This window comes from Leisingera sp. UBA4491, assembly GCF_002388965.1.
GTDB classification, from domain to species: domain Bacteria; phylum Pseudomonadota; class Alphaproteobacteria; order Rhodobacterales; family Rhodobacteraceae; genus Leisingera; species Leisingera aquaemixtae.
Genome location: NZ_DGNN01000017.1, coordinates 117808 through 132447, shown reverse-complemented (window position 1 = coordinate 132447; position 14640 = coordinate 117808). Strand labels below are relative to the sequence as shown.

At 64.9% G+C, this 14640-nt stretch carries 16 protein-coding genes; 12 read left to right on the top strand and 4 right to left on the bottom strand.

The features are described from left to right. Positions 1-6: 6 nt before the first annotated feature. Positions 7-345 carry a P-II family nitrogen regulator gene (locus B2P87_RS09870; RefSeq protein WP_058284907.1) on the bottom strand — a complete coding sequence of 113 codons (339 nt, stop codon included), beginning with the start codon at positions 343-345 and terminating at the stop codon, positions 7-9. A 269-nt stretch (positions 346-614) separates the two neighbouring features. Here B2P87_RS09870 and B2P87_RS09865 point away from each other — a divergent pair, with 269 nt between their 5' ends. Beyond that, the gene (locus B2P87_RS09865; protein ID WP_141891305.1) at positions 615-2828 is read left to right on the top strand and encodes a transglycosylase domain-containing protein; all 2214 of its coding nucleotides are present in this window, start codon (positions 615-617) and stop codon (positions 2826-2828) included. 271 nt (positions 2829-3099) lie between these two features. Here the strand turns inward: B2P87_RS09865 and B2P87_RS09860 are convergent, their stop codons facing one another. Both B2P87_RS09860 and B2P87_RS09855 read right to left on the bottom strand, forming a co-directional pair. Beyond that, positions 3100-3687, bottom strand: a complete 588-nt coding sequence (locus B2P87_RS09860) for an MlaC/ttg2D family ABC transporter substrate-binding protein (RefSeq protein ID WP_141891304.1) — start codon at positions 3685-3687, stop codon at positions 3100-3102. Between the two features lie 2 nt (positions 3688-3689). Continuing rightward, positions 3690-4451 carry an MlaA family lipoprotein gene (locus tag B2P87_RS09855; RefSeq protein ID WP_141891303.1) on the bottom strand — a complete coding sequence of 254 codons (762 nt, stop codon included), beginning with the start codon at positions 4449-4451 and terminating at the stop codon, positions 3690-3692. Positions 4452-4630: 179 nt separating this feature from the next. Between B2P87_RS09855 and B2P87_RS09850 the strand changes: the two genes are divergently transcribed. From B2P87_RS09850 to B2P87_RS09825, 6 genes are all read left to right on the top strand, one after another. Continuing rightward, positions 4631-6364, top strand: a complete 1734-nt coding sequence (locus tag B2P87_RS09850) for a type I secretion system permease/ATPase (RefSeq protein WP_058284911.1) — start codon at positions 4631-4633, stop codon at positions 6362-6364. Beyond that, positions 6361-7665, top strand: a complete 1305-nt coding sequence (locus tag B2P87_RS09845; RefSeq protein ID WP_141891302.1) for an HlyD family type I secretion periplasmic adaptor subunit — start codon at positions 6361-6363, stop codon at positions 7663-7665. Before B2P87_RS09850 ends, B2P87_RS09845 begins: the two co-directional genes overlap by 4 nt. 160 nt (positions 7666-7825) lie before the next feature. Then, on the top strand, positions 7826-8284 hold the full coding sequence (locus B2P87_RS09840; RefSeq protein WP_141891301.1) for a RidA family protein: 459 nt from the start codon (positions 7826-7828) through the stop codon (positions 8282-8284). Further along, positions 8281-9054: a glycerophosphodiester phosphodiesterase family protein gene (locus tag B2P87_RS09835; protein WP_141891300.1), complete on the top strand. Its 774-nt coding sequence runs from the start codon at positions 8281-8283 to the stop codon at positions 9052-9054. The genes B2P87_RS09840 and B2P87_RS09835 overlap by 4 nt, the downstream gene beginning before the upstream one ends. 48 nt (positions 9055-9102) lie before the next feature. Next, the gene (locus B2P87_RS09830; protein ID WP_141891299.1) at positions 9103-10290 is read left to right on the top strand and encodes a GNAT family N-acetyltransferase; all 1188 of its coding nucleotides are present in this window, start codon (positions 9103-9105) and stop codon (positions 10288-10290) included. Next, positions 10287-10595 (top strand): 4a-hydroxytetrahydrobiopterin dehydratase, encoded by a 309-nt coding sequence (locus B2P87_RS09825; RefSeq protein WP_058284916.1) that lies wholly within the window; start codon positions 10287-10289, stop codon positions 10593-10595. The genes B2P87_RS09830 and B2P87_RS09825 overlap by 4 nt, the downstream gene beginning before the upstream one ends. Before the next feature lie 149 nt (positions 10596-10744). Here the strand turns inward: B2P87_RS09825 and B2P87_RS09820 are convergent, their stop codons facing one another. Continuing rightward, positions 10745-11233 (bottom strand): peroxiredoxin, encoded by a 489-nt coding sequence (locus tag B2P87_RS09820; RefSeq protein WP_141891298.1) that lies wholly within the window; start codon positions 11231-11233, stop codon positions 10745-10747. A 95-nt stretch (positions 11234-11328) separates the two neighbouring features. Between B2P87_RS09820 and B2P87_RS09815 the strand changes: the two genes are divergently transcribed. The 5 genes from B2P87_RS09815 to B2P87_RS09795 all read left to right on the top strand — a co-directional run bounded on the left by B2P87_RS09815 (position 11329) and on the right by B2P87_RS09795 (position 14614). Further along, entirely contained in the window at positions 11329-12540 is a 1212-nt protein-coding gene (locus B2P87_RS09815; RefSeq protein ID WP_141891297.1) for an NAD(P)/FAD-dependent oxidoreductase, read from the top strand. After that, on the top strand, positions 12537-13088 hold the full coding sequence (rsmD, locus tag B2P87_RS09810; protein ID WP_141891296.1) for a 16S rRNA (guanine(966)-N(2))-methyltransferase RsmD: 552 nt from the start codon (positions 12537-12539) through the stop codon (positions 13086-13088). The genes B2P87_RS09815 and rsmD overlap by 4 nt, the downstream gene beginning before the upstream one ends. A 133-nt stretch (positions 13089-13221) precedes the next feature. Beyond that, positions 13222-13548, top strand: a complete 327-nt coding sequence (locus B2P87_RS09805; protein ID WP_141891295.1) for a hypothetical protein — start codon at positions 13222-13224, stop codon at positions 13546-13548. Between the two features lie 187 nt (positions 13549-13735). Then, on the top strand, positions 13736-14398 hold the full coding sequence (locus B2P87_RS09800; RefSeq protein ID WP_141891294.1) for an HAD family hydrolase: 663 nt from the start codon (positions 13736-13738) through the stop codon (positions 14396-14398). Positions 14399-14422: 24 nt separating this feature from the next. Continuing rightward, positions 14423-14614, top strand: coding sequence for a hypothetical protein (locus B2P87_RS09795; RefSeq protein WP_141891293.1), 192 nt, complete (start codon positions 14423-14425; stop codon positions 14612-14614). The last annotated feature ends 26 nt before the right edge of the window (positions 14615-14640 follow it).

Here is a 14640-nt window from a genome sequence, read left to right as displayed (position 1 = left end):
GCGCGCCTACAGCGCCTCGAGGTTGGTTTCGCCGGTGCGCACCCGCACCGCCTGTTCCACATCCAGAACAAAAATCTTGCCGTCACCGATCTTGCCGGTGCGGGCGGTCTCGGCGATGGCGCTGACGGCCTGCTCGGCCTGATCCGCGGGCACCACCAGCTCCAGCTTCAGCTTCGGCACGAAATTCACTTCGTATTCCGCGCCGCGATAAATTTCCGTGTGCCCGGCCTGCGCGCCAAAGCCCTTGATTTCGGTGACCATCAGCCCGCTCACACCCAGCGAGGTCAGCGCTTCGCGGACCTCGTCCAGCTTGAAGGGCTTGATGGCAGCTATGATCAGTTTCATCTCAGCATCCCCTGCATTTGCTTCACGCCGGCCCCATGCCGATGCATTTCGCACTTGCAGCAAAACCGGCGATGCGAGTCGTGCAAAGAAACGGCCAGCAAGTTTCCGCGCGTCTTTCTGCGAGCGCACAATAATTTTGCGCCTTTTGCCCGCTTCGCTTAAAAACCGGCCATCTGGCAAAGCGGGAAAGGTCCGGATTCTGCCCCTCTACAAACCGCGTCAGGCAGAGTATTGTCGCGGCAAACGGGCAAACCGGGCAGGAAACGACGATGGCTCAAGGATCCGGGCGCAAGCCTCTGGTGGCAGAAAAACGTTATACCGCAGGCGGCAAGGGGAAGCCCTCTGCCGCAAAGACGTCTGCGCGCAAGACACCCGCGCGCAAGGCAAAGAAGTCCGGGCTGTTTGGCCTGTTCTTCCGCAAGAAGACGCGCGCCAGGCCCGCGCCCAAGAAGAAGGGCGTCATCGGTCTGCTGCTGGCGCCCTTTGCCTGGGCGTTCCGGCTGGCCTGGGGGTTCACCTGGCGCATCGGTATGGTGGTCTGCCTGCTGGTCGGCCTGGCGGTGGCCTTTCAGTACCTGAAGCTGCCGGATGTGTCCGCCTATCTGGACGGGCGCGCGCGCGGCTCGGTCACGCTGCTGGACCGCGAGGGCGAGGTGTTTGCCTGGCGCGGCGACCAGTTCGGCGGCGTGGTGACGGCGGACACTGTCTCGCCGCATCTGAAGAATGCGATTGTCGCGACCGAGGACAAGCGGTTTTACCGCCATTTCGGCATCTCGCCCCGGGGCGTTGCCAGCGCCGTGCGCATCAACCTGAGCGAGGGACGCGGGCCGCTGTCCGGCCATGGCGGCTCTACCATCACCCAGCAGACCGCCAAGCTTTTGTGCCTGGGCCGCCAGTACGATCCGGCGGAGTGGAAAAGCGAAAGCGCCTATGAGGCCGACTGCCGCAAAAGCTCGCTGTGGCGCAAGGCGACCGAGGCGGTCTTTGCGCTGGCGCTGGAGGCCAAGTACACCAAGGATGAGATCCTCTCGATCTACATGAACCGCGCCTATATGGGCGGCGGCGCCTATGGGGCTGAGGCCGCGGCGCAGCGCTATTTCGGAAAATCCGCCAATCAGCTGAACCCGGCTGAGGGCGCGATGCTGGCCGGGCTGCTGACGGCGCCCTCGACGCTGGCGCCGACCAACAGCCTGCAGCGCTCGCAGGACCGGGCCGCGACCGTGCTGCGGCTGATGCAGGAGCAGGGGTATCTGACCACGGCGGAGATGAAGCGCAACCAGGACAACCCGGCAGCGCTGAGCGAGGCCGCTGCGGCACGGGCTGGCGGGTATTTTGCCGACTGGGTCATGGACACTATCCCGGATTTCCTGGGCGATCAGACCACCGAGGACGTGGTGATCCGCTCTACCCTGGACCAGCGTCTGCAGGCGGCGGCAGAGGACGCGCTGAAATACATCTTTGAGAACAAGGTCCGCGAAGGCTCCAAGGCGCAGGCGGCGATTGTGGTGATGAGCGCCGACGGCGCCGTGCGCGCCATGGTGGGCGGCCGCAAGACCCGGGTCTCCGGCGTGTTCAACCGCGCGACCCAGGCCAAGCGGCAGACCGGCTCAGCCTTCAAGCCCTTTGTCTATGCCACAGCACTTGAGCTGGGTTACTCCCCTTATGACCGGGTGCTGGACGCAAAATACTGCATGAGCATTCCCGGCTCCGGCCAGTGGTGCCCGGAAAACTATACCCGCAAGTTCTATGGCGAGGTGACGCTGGCCCGCGCGCTGCGGGATTCGCTGAACGTTCCGGCGGTCAAGATTTCCGAGGCGGTGGGGCGGGACAAGGTGAGCCGGGTGGCCCGGGATTTCGGTATCGACAGCGACCTGGCGGCTGGGCCCGCGCTGGCGCTCGGCGCCTCCGAAGCCAGCCTGCTGGAGATGACCGGAGCCTATGCCGGCATCCTCAACGGCGGCTCCTCGGTGACGCCCTACGGCGTGACCGAGCTGAAGCTGGTCGAGGACAACGCGCCCTTGATGGGCGCCAGCGGCGGCATCGGCGAGCGGGTGATCCGCACCGAGGCGGCGCAGCAGCTGGTCTGGATGATGGAGAAGGTGATTGCCGGCGGCACCGGCACGCGGGCGCAGATCCCGGGCTGGCAGGCGGCGGGCAAGTCCGGCACCACCTCCGCCGCCAAGGACGCCTGGTTTATCGGCTTTACCGCGGATTACGTGGCTGGTGTCTGGATGGGCTATGACGACAACACGCCGCTGTCCGGCGTGACCGGCGGCGGCCTGCCGGCCGAGATCTGGAGGGAAACCATGGTGCGCGTGCATGAGGGGCTGGAGCCCAAGCCGCTGCCGATGCTGGAACCCGCCCCGATCGCCCCGCCGCCGCAACAGGTCCGGCGCGAGCGCCGCCGCCGCCAGGGGCCGAATCTTGGCAAGGAACTGGGCCGCGCGGTCGACAATATCCTGCGTGACATTCTGGGCAACTGACGCGGGCGCTCCCGCCTGGCTCAGGCCCCCTTGCGGGGGCCATCGCCAGTCGGGCCCGGCGCCGCGCCCCGGGGGCGCGGCGCACGCCCTGCCCGCGGGGCAGGGCGCCCGGCCCAACGGGTGCAAGGCATCTTTGATGCTGCCGCGGCGGGCGGGAGGGCCGCGCTGAAGGCGCAGCCGGACACGGACCGGCACCACCGCGCGCGGGCCAAAGAAAAAGGCCCCCCGAAGGGAGCCTTTCTTAAATCCGGATACCGGATACTGCGCGGCCTTAGCTCAGCCGGTGCAGCTCGGCAATCAGCGCGTCGATGTCGCCCCGCTTGCTGTCCAGGATCGAGCCGATCTCGGTGCGTTCGGTCAGGAGCAGGTTTACGCCTTCGATGAACATGTTGAAGAACAGGTCGCGGCCGGAGCGGTCCGACACCAGGAACGTCACCTCAAACGGCGACTGGCCCTTGAGGTAGGCAATGGTGCTCACCTCATACCATTTCTTCACCTTCTTGACGCCGGTCACTTCCAGCTTGCCGCCGATGAATTCGCGGAAGCGCTTGCCGTATTTGCGCGAGATGTAGCCCTGGAAGGCCTGGGAGAACGCCCGTTTCTGGGCGGCGGACGCCCGGCGCCCGTCCGCGCCCAGAGCGTAGGCGGCGATATAGGAGGTGTCGCTGTAGCGCTGGAAGATCCGCTCAAAGTCGCGGTACATCGCGCTCTCGCCCTTGCCGGAGGCGATCACCCGGTTGATGTCGGTCACCAGGCTGTTGATCAGCGAGCTGGCGCGGCTTTCGTTCAGCGCCCACAGGGCTTGCGGCGCGGTGGCCAGCACGGCGCCGGCACCAATGATAAATTTGCGGCGGTCCATCTTCAGAATCCTTCGGTGTTCAGTTCGAACGGGTCGATTTCGGTGATCTCTTCGCCTTCGCCCAGCTCGAACCGGCGGTTCTGCAGGTAGATCAGCCGCGATTGCGCATAGCTGTCGGCGCTCTCGTAGAGAATCGAATCGATCGTATCGGAATAGTTGCCACGATCACCCATGCGTCGCACGATTTCCGCATAGATGCTGATGTTGTCGGCAGTATTCTGCTCGACATAACCCAGCGGGTTGGTGAAGAAATCCACTGCGATCCCTGCTGCATCGCGGGAGGTGGAGGGGCCAAAGAACGGCAGCTCGACATAGGCGCCTTCGCCAACGCCCCAAACATGCAGCGTCTCGCCGAAATCGGTATCGACCGGCGGCACGTTAAATTCGCTGGCCGGGTCGGCCAGACCCGCAAAACCCACCGTCGAGTTGATCACGAAGCGCGAAAACGCATTGCCGGCCATCTTCAGGTCGCCCTGCAGCAGCGCGTTGATCATTTGCCCCGGCATCGACAGGTTCTCGGCAAAGTGGGAGAAGCTGGTCACCATCGGCGCGGGCACGATCGCCACATAGCCCTTGGACGCAGGCCGGAACGCCAGACGGTCCACGCCGCGGTTGAAGGCGTGCACGGTGCGGTTGGTTTTCTCGTAAGGGTCGAACACTTCGCCGGCGGCCCGCGCGACCGGATCCTGGCTGGCGCAGCCCGCGGCAAAGGCGGCAAAAATCAGCGCAAATAGAAATTTATGCGGTCGCAACATGTAGGCCATTCGGTTAAGTGTCCAATTGAAACTGGCGCCGGCGCGTGTGGAGGGCACATAAGGGTTCTCCCGCCGTTTTCCAGTCTGATTGCATTTTTTTACCTGCTTGTGTCACAAGTGATACAACCCAGGCCATGATGCATTCCAGCCCTGACCCGAAGCCAAGGAACCACTAGTGCAGTCTGCCCATGAGTAAAAGCGTTTATAAGAATGGTTATGAGGAACTGCGCGCCGTGCGGCAGCAGAGCCGGGGCCTGTACTGGTTCACCGGGATCTTCAGTTTCTTCGTGAACCTGCTGATGCTGACCGGCCCCCTTTACATGATGCAGGTCTATGACCGGGTGCTGGGCAGCCGCTCCGAGGCGACGCTGCTGGCGCTGTCGTTGCTGGTGGTGTTCCTTTACGGCATGATGGGGCTCTTGGATTACGCCCGCGGCCGGATCATGGCACGGGTGGGGGCGCGGTTCCAGGCGGCGCTGGACAAGCGGGTGTTCGACGCGATGATCCGCCGCTCCGCCGTGGCGCAGGACCCGGCCGCGCAAACCGGCCTCAGCGATCTGGAGTCGGTGCAGCGGCTGATTTCCTCGCCGGTGCTGACCGCCGCCTTCGACCTGCCCTGGACGCCGGTGTTCCTGGCGGGCATTGCCCTGTTCCATCCCTGGCTCGGCCTGCTGGCGCTGGCTGGCGGGGCGGTGCTGGTGGTTATTGCTGTCTTCAACCAGCTGTTCACCCGGCTGCCGATGCAAAAGGCCAACATGACCGGCCACAAGGCCAATCTGATGTCCGAGGAGATCCGCAACGAGGCGGAGATGATCCAGTCGATGGGCATGCGCGGCGCCTCCTTCGAGCGCTGGAAGCAGGCCCGTGATGCGGCGCTGGCCGACAGCGTCACGGCCAATGACACCGGCGGCGGCTTCACCACGCTGACCAAGACGCTGCGGCTGTTCCTGCAGTCGGCGATGCTGGGCCTGGGCGCCTATCTGGTGCTGCAGGGCGAGGTGACGCCGGGTGCGATGATTGCGGGCTCGATCCTGATGGGCCGGGCGCTGGCGCCCATCGAACTGGGCCTGGGGCAGTGGCCGATGGTGCAGCGGGCGCTGAAGGGCTGGCACAGCCTGGCGGAGCTGCTGGACAAGGTGCCCGAGGAGGCCGCGCGCACCGCGCTGCCCAAGCCCAAGGCGCTTTTGGAGGTGCAGGGGCTGGCGGTGGTGCCGCCGGGCAGCACCGCGCCGCTGCTGCGCAATGTGAACTTCCGGGTGCAGCCGGGCCAGGCAATCGGGGTGATCGGCCCCTCCGGCTCCGGCAAGTCCACCCTGGCGCGGTCGCTGACCGGTGTGTGGCGGCCTGCGGCCGGATCGGTGCGGCTGGATGGCGCCTCGCTGGATCAATACGCGCCGGACGTGCTGGGCGGGCACATCGGGTATCTGCCGCAGCGGGTGCAGGTGTTTGACGGCACTATCGCGCAGAACATCGCCCGTCTGGAGCAGCAGCCCGATGCCGAAAAGGTGGTGGAGGCCGCCCGCAAGGCGGCTGCGCATGAAATGATCCTGAAGCTGCCCGAAGGCTATGACACGCGGGTGACGGCCTCCGGCGGGCGGCTGTCGGGCGGCCAGATGCAGCGGGTCGGGCTGGCGCGGGCGCTGTTTGACGATCCGGTGATCGTGATCCTGGATGAGCCGAACTCGAACCTCGACAACGAAGGCTCCATCGCGCTGAACCAGGCGATCAAGCAGATCAAGGCGGAGGGGCGCTCGGTGCTGATCATGGCGCACCGCCCGGCGGCGATTCAGGAGTGCGACATGCTGCTGGTGATCGACAAGGGAACCCAGACGGCCTTCGGGCCCAAGGACAAGGTGCTGCAGGAAATGGTTGCGAACCATCAGAACATCCGCCAGGCCACCGGTGCAGGAGGCGTGCGATGAGCAGCGATGGCAACTGGTCCGCGCGGCGGCCGCTGATTATCGGGCTGATCACGCTCGTGGTGCTGGTGGGCGGCTTTGGCTCCTGGTCGGTGCTGTCGTCGATTTCCGGCGCGGTGGTGGCAACGGGCCGCATCGAGGTCGACCGCAACCGTCAGGTGGTGCAGCATCTGGATGGCGGCATCGTCGCGGAAATCCTGGTGGATGAAGGCGACACCGTGCAGGAGGGCGACACGCTGATCCGGCTCGACGCCAATGAACTGACCTCGCAGCTGGTGATCACCGAAGGCCAGCTGTTTGAGCTGATGGCGCGCCGCGGCCGGCTGGAGGCAGAGCGGGACGAGGCGGCGGACATCACCTTTGACGCGGAGCTGCTGAAAGCGTCTGAAACCCAGCCGGACGTTCAGGATCTGGTGGAGGGACAGGAGCGCCTGTTCCAGGCCCGCAGGGCCACCACCGGCCGCGAGATCGAGCAGCTGGAGAAGCGCCGGGTGCAGATCGAAGAGCAGATCCGCGGCGTCCAGGCGCAGCAGCAGTCGATGAAAGTTCAGCTGGAGCTGATCAACGAGGAACTGAGCAACCAGCAGTCGCTGCTCGACCGCGGGCTGGCGCAGGCGGCGACGGTGCTGAACCTGCGCCGCACCCAGGCCAACCTCGAAGGCCAGCTGGGCGAGCTGGTGGCGGCGGAGGCGCAGGCTGAGGGGCGGATCACCGAGATCGACATCGAGATTTTGAAACTGGCCACCGGCCAGCGCGAGGAGGCGATTACCCGCCTGCGCGACCTGCGCACGCAGGAGGTGGAGCTGGCCGAAAAACGCCGCTCGCTGCGGCAGCGGCTGGAGCGGCTGGATATCACTGCGCCGGTGTCCGGGATCGTCTACGGGATGCAGGTGCAGACGCCGCGTTCGGTGATCCGCCCGGCGGATCCGGTGCTTTACCTGGTGCCGCAGGACCGGCCGCTGGTGATTGCGGCGCAGGTGGCGCCGACCGACATCGACCAGCTGCATATGGGCCAGGAAGTGACCCTGCGCTTCTCCGCGCTGGACCAGCGCAGCACGCCGGAGCTGTTCGGCCATGTCACCCAGGTTTCGGCGGATTCGTTTGAGGATCAGGGCAGCGGGGTGTCGTACTACCGCGCCGAGATCGAGCTCAATCCGGGCGAGCGCGAACGCCTGCCGGCCGGCACGGTACTGATTCCGGGGATGCCGGTGGAAAGCTACATCCGCACCGCCGACCGCTCGCCCTTGGCCTATCTGGTCAAGCCGCTGTCCGATTATTTCGTGAAAGCCTTCCGCGAAAGCTGACAGCGGCCGGAAACGGGCCGGTTTCATTGCATGAAGCCGGCGCCCTCCGCCTGCTGCCCCCGAAGGGCGGAAAGCGGCGCGGGGGCTTCGCATTTGCTCTTTCCGAAAGCCGCCGCGCCGGGTAGCGTCCCGGCAAGCAAAGACTCGGAGGAACACGGCCATGAGCATCGAAGCGAAACTGAAAGAGCTGGGGGTGACCCTGCCGGATGCGCCGGCTCCGGCCGCCAACTATGTGCCGTATGTGGTCGCGGGCGATATGGTCTATATCTCTGGCCAGATCCCGTCCGATGAAAACGGGCTGATTACCGGCATCCTGGGCAAAGACATGGATGTGGAGGCCGGCCAGGCCGCGGCCAGGCGCTGCGCCATTGCGCTGCTGGCACAGCTGAAGGCGGCTTGCGGCGGCGATCTGGACCGGCTGGTCCGCGTCGTCAAGCTGGGGGCCTTTGTCAGTTCGACCGCGGACTTCACCCAGCAGCCGCAGGTGGTGAACGGCGCCTCCGATTTCCTGGTCGAAGCGCTGGGCGAGATTGGCCGCCACGCGCGCTCCGCCGTCAGCGCACCGTCGCTGCCGCTGGGCGTTGCAGTCGAAATCGACGGCGTCTTCCAGATCAAATGAGACCTGACCTGCCTGCAGCCTTCCTGAGCGTGCCGCTGGCCCACCGGGCGCTGCATGATGTCGCGGACGGGCGGCCGGAAAACAGCCGCGCGGCAGTCCGCGCGGCGGTGGCCGCGGGCTATGGCATCGAGATCGACCTGCAACTGTCCAGCGACGGCTGCGCCATGGTCTTTCACGACTACGTCCTGGACCGGCTGGCCGAGGCCAGCGGCCCGGTCCGGGCGCGCACCCGTGCGGAGCTGCGCGCCATCCCGCTGAAGGGCGGCGATGGCGAGGGCATCCCGGATCTGGATGAAATTCTGGAGCTGGTGGGCGGCCGGGTGCCGCTGCTGATCGAGCTGAAAGACCAGCACGGCGGAATGGGCATCACCGATGGCGCGTTGGAGCGGGCCGCGGCCAAGGCGCTGGACGGCTATAGCGGGCCGGTGGCGCTGATGTCGTTCAACCCGCATATGGTCGCCGAACTGGCCCGCCTGGCGCCGGAGCGTCCGCGCGGCCTGACCACCAGCGCCTATGATCCGGCGGACTGGCCGGAACTGTCCCGGGCGGTCTGCGATGACCTGCGCGCGATCCCGGATTTTGAACGCACCGGATCGAGCTTTATCAGCCATGAGGCCGGCGATCTGGCCCGGCCGCGGGTGCAGGCGCTGCGCAACGAAGGGGTGCCGGTGCTGTGCTGGACCGTCACCTCCCCGGCGGAGGAGGCCGCGGCCCGCGCCTTTGCCGTCAATGTGACCTTTGAACAGTACCTGCCGCCGCTAACATCTTGATCAGGCTGGACCGCACCCCACATCTGAGAAGTGGTGCGGAGGAAAGGCATGTCCCAGGCGCAAATCGAAATCCGGGTGCTGGCGTCGCTGTCGCAGATCGCGGCGGCGGAGTGGGATGCCTGCGCCTGTCCCGAAGCAGCGGACGGGGGCCGTCCATACGACCCTTTTACCACCCATAGGTTTCTGAGCGCGCTGGAGGACAGCGGCTCTGTCGGGCCGGGCACAGGCTGGCAGCCGCAGTATCTGACCGCCTATCAAAACGGCCGCCTGATCGCCTGCGCGCCGCTTTATGCCAAGGGGCACAGCCAGGGCGAGTACATCTTTGACCACAATTGGGCCCACGCCTATGAGCAGGCGGGCGGGCATTATTACCCCAAGCTGCAGATTGCGGTGCCTTTCACGCCGGTAACCGGGCGGCGGTTCCTGGTGCGCCCCGGGTTTGACGGCATCGGCCATTCGGCGCTGCTGCAGGGCGCGGTGCAGCTGGCGGCGGACAACAGCCTGTCGTCGCTGCATGTGACCTTCTGCACCGCGGACGAGGCGCGGCTGGGCGAGGAAATGGGGCTGATGCTGCGCACCACCCAGCAGTTCCATTGGCAGAACCAGGGCTATGGCGATTTCGAGGACTTCATGCGGGCGCTGTCGTCGCGCAAGCGCAAGAACATCCGCAAGGAGCGGATGCAGGCGCAGTGCTTTGGCGGCGAAATCCAGATCTTTCAGGGCAGCAGCCTGCGCCCTGAGCATTGGGACGCCTTCTGGGAGTTCTATCAGGATACCGGCGCGCGCAAGTGGGGCTCGCCGTATCTGACCCGGCAGTTCTTCGATATCGCCCACCGCACGCTGGCGCAGGACATGGCGCTGATTCTGGCGTGGCGCAACGGGCGCTATGTGGCCGGAGCGCTGAATTTCATAGGCCGGGATACGCTTTACGGGCGCTACTGGGGCTGCGTGGAGCACCACCCGTGCCTGCATTTCGAACTGTGTTATTATCAGGCCATAGAATTGGCCATCGCCCTGGGGCTTGACCGGATCGAAGCCGGCGCGCAGGGTGAGCACAAGCTGGCGCGCGGCTATTTACCGTGCCAGACCTATAGCTTGCACTGGATCGGCGATCCCGGGTTTGCCGGGGCCGTCGGACGCTACCTAGAAGCTGAGCGGGCCGCCACCGAGGAAGAAATCGAAATCCTGACCGATTACGGCCCGTTCCGCAAAGCGCATGTGGAGGAGCAAGAATGACGGAAAAACTGTCCGACGCCACCCGCGGCCCGCTGCTGGAGCCGCTGTTCGCCACCGGCTGGGAAATGGTGGAAGGCCGCGATGCCATCACCAAGACCTTCAAGTTCAGCAATTTCGCCGATGCCTTCGGCTGGATGACCCGTGCCGCGATCTGGGCGGAGAAATGGAACCACCATCCCGAATGGAGCAATGTCTACAACAAAGTGACAGTGGTGCTGACCACGCATGACGTGGATGGCATCAGCTCCCAGGATGCCAAGCTGGCGCGCAAGATGGACGGCCTGTACGGCGAGCCGCAGACTTGAGCCGCAGGGCTTGACAGAAAAGGTCAGCAGCCCTGTCCAAATGTTTCGCGCGCGAAACATTGCGGCAGAGCTGCTGACCTGATTTTTTAAAGTTTGTTAAGGGTTTGCGCCTGCGGCCGCCAGCACTGGCAGCCGCAGAAATCCAGGCCTTAGCCCATCGACTCGAGCAGGCCTTCGCCGGCCGACAGTTCGCACTTGCCGGGGTTGTCTTCCTTGTTGAGGATTTTCACTTCGCCATCTTCCACCAGCATCGCATAGCGCAGCGAGCGGCCGATCAAACCGGCCGGAGGCGCGTCGAACCGCATGCCGAGCGCCTCGGTAAAGGTGCATTCGGCGTCCGACAGCATGGTGATCCCGGCCTCGGTGGCGCCGGTGTTGTCGCCCCAGATCGACATGACAAACGGGTCGTTGCCGGCCAGGCAGATGATTTCATCAACGCCCTTGGCGGCAAACTGGTCTTTGGTGCGGATGAAGCTGGGCACATGGGCTGAATGGCAGGTGCTGGTAAACGCGCCGGGAACCGCAAATATCACCACTTTCCGCCCCTTCAGCTTGCTTGACAGCTGAACTTGCTCCGGCCCGTCGTCTCCGATCCGCGTCAGCACGGCGTCGGGCAGCTGGTCTCCAACAGAAATCATTGCACGTTCCTCTTTCTCGTGATTGCGTTTTGGGGCCCCCGGTATATAGGGTCCGTTGGAAGCGTGACGGGAACTATTGCGGGAGGCAAGCGGAGATGTCCCACATCGTCGTGATTGGAGCGGGGCAGGCGGGGTCCTCGCTGGTGGCAAAGCTGCGCAAAGACGGGTTTGAGGGGGAGATTACCCTGATCGGCGCGGAAGCTGCGCTGCCCTATCAGCGGCCGCCCCTGTCCAAGGCCTACCTGCTGGGCGAGATGGAGGTCGAGCGGCTGTTCCTGCGCCCTGAAAGCTTTTACGCCGAAAACAACATCACCTTGAAACTGGGGCAGCGTGTCACCGGCATTGATCCGGCGGCGAAGACCGTTTCGCTGGGGGATGAAGTGATCTCCTATGACCAGCTGGCGCTGACCACCGGCTCAGACCCGCGCCGCCTGCCAGCCGCAATCGGCGGCGATCTGGACGGTGTCTTTGTGGTGCGCGGCCTGACCGACGCCGACGCGATGGCGCCGCATGTGACCGAGGGCAAGCGCGCGCTGATCGTCGGCGGCGGCTATATCGGGCTGGAGGCGGCCGCGGTCTGCGCCAAGCGCGGCGTCAAGGTCACGCTGGTCGAGATGGCTGACCGCATCCTGCAGCGCGTCGCAGCGCCGGAGACGTCGGATTTCTTCCGCAACCTGCATACCTCCCACGGTGTCGATATCCGCGAAGGCGTCGGCTTGGAGCGGCTCGAAGGCGAGGGCGGCCAGGTCACCCGCGCGGTGCTGAGCGGCGGCGAGGTTCTGGATGTGGATTTTGTTGTTGTTGGCGTCGGCATCACCCCGTCTTCGCAGCTGGCGGAGATGGCCGGGCTGGAACTGGACAACGGCATCAAGGCGGACGCCAAGGGGCGCACCTCGGATGCGTCCATCTGGGCGGCGGGCGATTGCGCCTCCTTTCCGTTCCAGGGCAACCGCATCCGTCTGGAAAGCGTGCCGAACGCCATCGACCAGGCTGAGACGGTGGCGCAGAACATGCTGGGCGCGGACAAAGACTATGTGGCGCAGCCCTGGTTCTGGTCAGACCAGTATGACGTCAAGCTGCAGATCGCGGGTCTCAACACCGGCTATGACAATGTCGTCACCCGTCAGGGCGACGGCCGGCAGGTCTCATTCTGGTACTATGCCGGCGACCGGCTGGTGGCGGTTGACGCGATGAACGATCCGCGCGCCTATATGGTGGCCAAGCGGCTGATCGACATGGGCAAGACCGCGGACAAAACCGTGGTTGCCGATCCCTCCGCCGATCTGAAGCCGCTGCTGAAGGCGTGAGGATCATCGCAGGAGAATTCCGCGGCCGCGCGCTGGCCGCGGTGGGCAAGGGGGATGCAGGCGCGCACCTGCGCCCCACCACCGACCGCGTGCGCGAAAGCCTGTTCAACGTGCTGATGCACACTGGCGCCATCCCCGGTGCCCGGGTGCTGGACCTGTTTGCAGGCACCGGCGCGCTGGGGCTTGAGGCGCTGTCACGCGGCGCGGCAGAGGTGGTGTTCGTGGACGACGGCCGCGTCTCCACCGGTTTGATCCGTAAGAATATCGCCATCTGCCGGGCGGAGGACCGCTGCACCCTGATGCGCCGCGATGCGCTGAAGCTGGGGCAGAACCCGGAGGCACCGTTTGACCTGGTCTTCCTCGATCCACCCTACGGCAAGGGGCTGGGAGAAAAGGCCCTGGCCGCTGCCGTAACTGGCGGCTGGGTGGCGGAGGGAGCCTTGGCGGTCTGGGAGGAAAGCGCACCGATGGCCGCCCCCGAAGGGTTTGAGCTGGAGGACTGCCGCAAGTACGGCGATACCCATATCTCGCTGATGTGGCGGCCGTAAAACAGGTGCGGACCCGGACGGGCGGTTTCTCCGAATAATTGATTTTCTATTTGCAAAAACACTCCTCTGGATGTAACGACCCCGTGATTTCAATCAAATATCCGTCAATTCTGGCGGTTTCAGAGGGTTTCATATGAAAACTGCAAAATTCCTTGGCCTGCTGGCCGCTGGTTCGCTGTTCCTGGCCGGCTGCGTGTCTCCTGAGGTTGTCACCACCAACAATATCGACGACGCCTCGCTGACCTGCGACGAGATCAAGACCCAGATGGGTCAGCTGGACGAGATCCGCGCCGAGGCCAAGAAAGGCAAGACCGCATCGGGCGCCAATGTGGCGGCGGCGATCCTGTTCTGGCCGGCGGTGATCGGCAATTACTCCAACGCAAACGAGGCCATGAACGCGGCAAACAAGCGCCATGAAGTGCTGGTTGATCTGGCCAAGAAAAAGCGCTGCAAGTTCTGAGCTTCGCCAGACCGATGCACGATAGGAAATGCAGGGGCCTCCCCTGCATTTTTTGTTTCGAGCTGTTTCAGGAAAGGGCCTGAATGTGAAGGCTTTGGCGGAAACCCGCAGCGCCGAGTTTGCCGGGGTCCTGATTGCAGAATAGACCTGTGGTTCAAAACAAGTTTTTCTGCAAAGGCGCGTTTCCATGCCCAAGACATTTCCAACTCCGAAACTGGTGATCTTCGATTGCGACGGCGTGCTGGTCGACAGCGAGCCGGCCTCCAACCAGGCGCTGATCGAAAACTTGGCCCGGCACGGGCTGGAGCTGACCATGGAGCAGTCGATGGCGTATTTCGTCGGCTGCACCATGGCCGGGGTGATGGAAAAGGCCCGCAGCCTGGGGGCCGCGCTGCCGGAGGACTGGACCCGCGAGGTCTACGCCGAGACCTATGCGCGGCTGAAGCAGGGGGTTCCTCTGACACCGGGCATTCCGCAACTGCTGGCGCGGCTTGATGCCAAGGGCATTCCGGTCTGCGTCGCCTCCAACGGCAGCGAGGAGAAGATGCGCATCACCCTGGGCCGGCACGGCCTTTGGGAACGGTTCCATCCGCAGGCGATGTTCTCGGCCCAGTCCCTAGGCGTGGCCAAGCCGGAGCCTGGGCTGTTCCTGGCGGCAGCCAGCCATTTCGCGGTGCAGGCGCGCGACTGCCTGGTGATTGAGGACAGCGGCAGCGGCGTCACCGCCGCGGTGCGCGCCGGCATGCGCTGCCTCGGCTATGCGCCGCAGGGCGGCGGACAAAAGCTTGCAGCACTGGGGGCGGAGGTGTTCCGCGATATGGCTGAGGTGCCCGCGCTTTTGTCGGTCTAAGGCGGATGTGCTATTGTTCCGGGCATGGAACAGACACTGCGCGCCCCTCTCTTGCAGACAGCCAAGGATGCTGAAACCCGTGCCCGGCCTGAACCCGAACCGGCGCGGGCTCCGCTGTTCATTCAGGATGCGGTGACACCCTGGGCCGATGGCACCCTGCTGCTGGCCTTGTGGCGGATGCAGGAAGCAAAGGGGCAGGACGGTACCGGCACCTGACCGGATCCGTCCTTCATCTGGCTGAA

Excerpts from the sequence above, each read along its gene's own strand:
- B2P87_RS09870 (WP_058284907.1), bottom strand. The coding sequence starts at position 345 with ATGAAACTGATCATAGCTGCCATCAAGCCCTTCAAGCTGGACGAGGTC.
- B2P87_RS09865 (WP_141891305.1), top strand. The coding sequence starts at position 615 with ATGGCTCAAGGATCCGGGCGCAAGCCTCTGGTGGCAGAAAAACGTTAT.
- B2P87_RS09860 (WP_141891304.1), bottom strand. The coding sequence starts at position 3,687 with ATGGACCGCCGCAAATTTATCATTGGTGCCGGCGCCGTGCTGGCCACC.
- B2P87_RS09855 (WP_141891303.1), bottom strand. The coding sequence starts at position 4,451 with ATGGCCTACATGTTGCGACCGCATAAATTTCTATTTGCGCTGATTTTT.
- B2P87_RS09850 (WP_058284911.1), top strand. The coding sequence starts at position 4,631 with ATGAGTAAAAGCGTTTATAAGAATGGTTATGAGGAACTGCGCGCCGTG.
- B2P87_RS09845 (WP_141891302.1), top strand. The coding sequence starts at position 6,361 with ATGAGCAGCGATGGCAACTGGTCCGCGCGGCGGCCGCTGATTATCGGG.
- B2P87_RS09840 (WP_141891301.1), top strand. The coding sequence starts at position 7,826 with ATGAGCATCGAAGCGAAACTGAAAGAGCTGGGGGTGACCCTGCCGGAT.
- B2P87_RS09835 (WP_141891300.1), top strand. The coding sequence starts at position 8,281 with ATGAGACCTGACCTGCCTGCAGCCTTCCTGAGCGTGCCGCTGGCCCAC.
- B2P87_RS09830 (WP_141891299.1), top strand. The coding sequence starts at position 9,103 with ATGTCCCAGGCGCAAATCGAAATCCGGGTGCTGGCGTCGCTGTCGCAG.
- B2P87_RS09825 (WP_058284916.1), top strand. The coding sequence starts at position 10,287 with ATGACGGAAAAACTGTCCGACGCCACCCGCGGCCCGCTGCTGGAGCCG.
- B2P87_RS09820 (WP_141891298.1), bottom strand. The coding sequence starts at position 11,233 with ATGATTTCTGTTGGAGACCAGCTGCCCGACGCCGTGCTGACGCGGATC.
- B2P87_RS09815 (WP_141891297.1), top strand. The coding sequence starts at position 11,329 with ATGTCCCACATCGTCGTGATTGGAGCGGGGCAGGCGGGGTCCTCGCTG.
- B2P87_RS09805 (WP_141891295.1), top strand. The coding sequence starts at position 13,222 with ATGAAAACTGCAAAATTCCTTGGCCTGCTGGCCGCTGGTTCGCTGTTC.
- B2P87_RS09800 (WP_141891294.1), top strand. The coding sequence starts at position 13,736 with ATGCCCAAGACATTTCCAACTCCGAAACTGGTGATCTTCGATTGCGAC.
- B2P87_RS09795 (WP_141891293.1), top strand. The coding sequence starts at position 14,423 with ATGGAACAGACACTGCGCGCCCCTCTCTTGCAGACAGCCAAGGATGCT.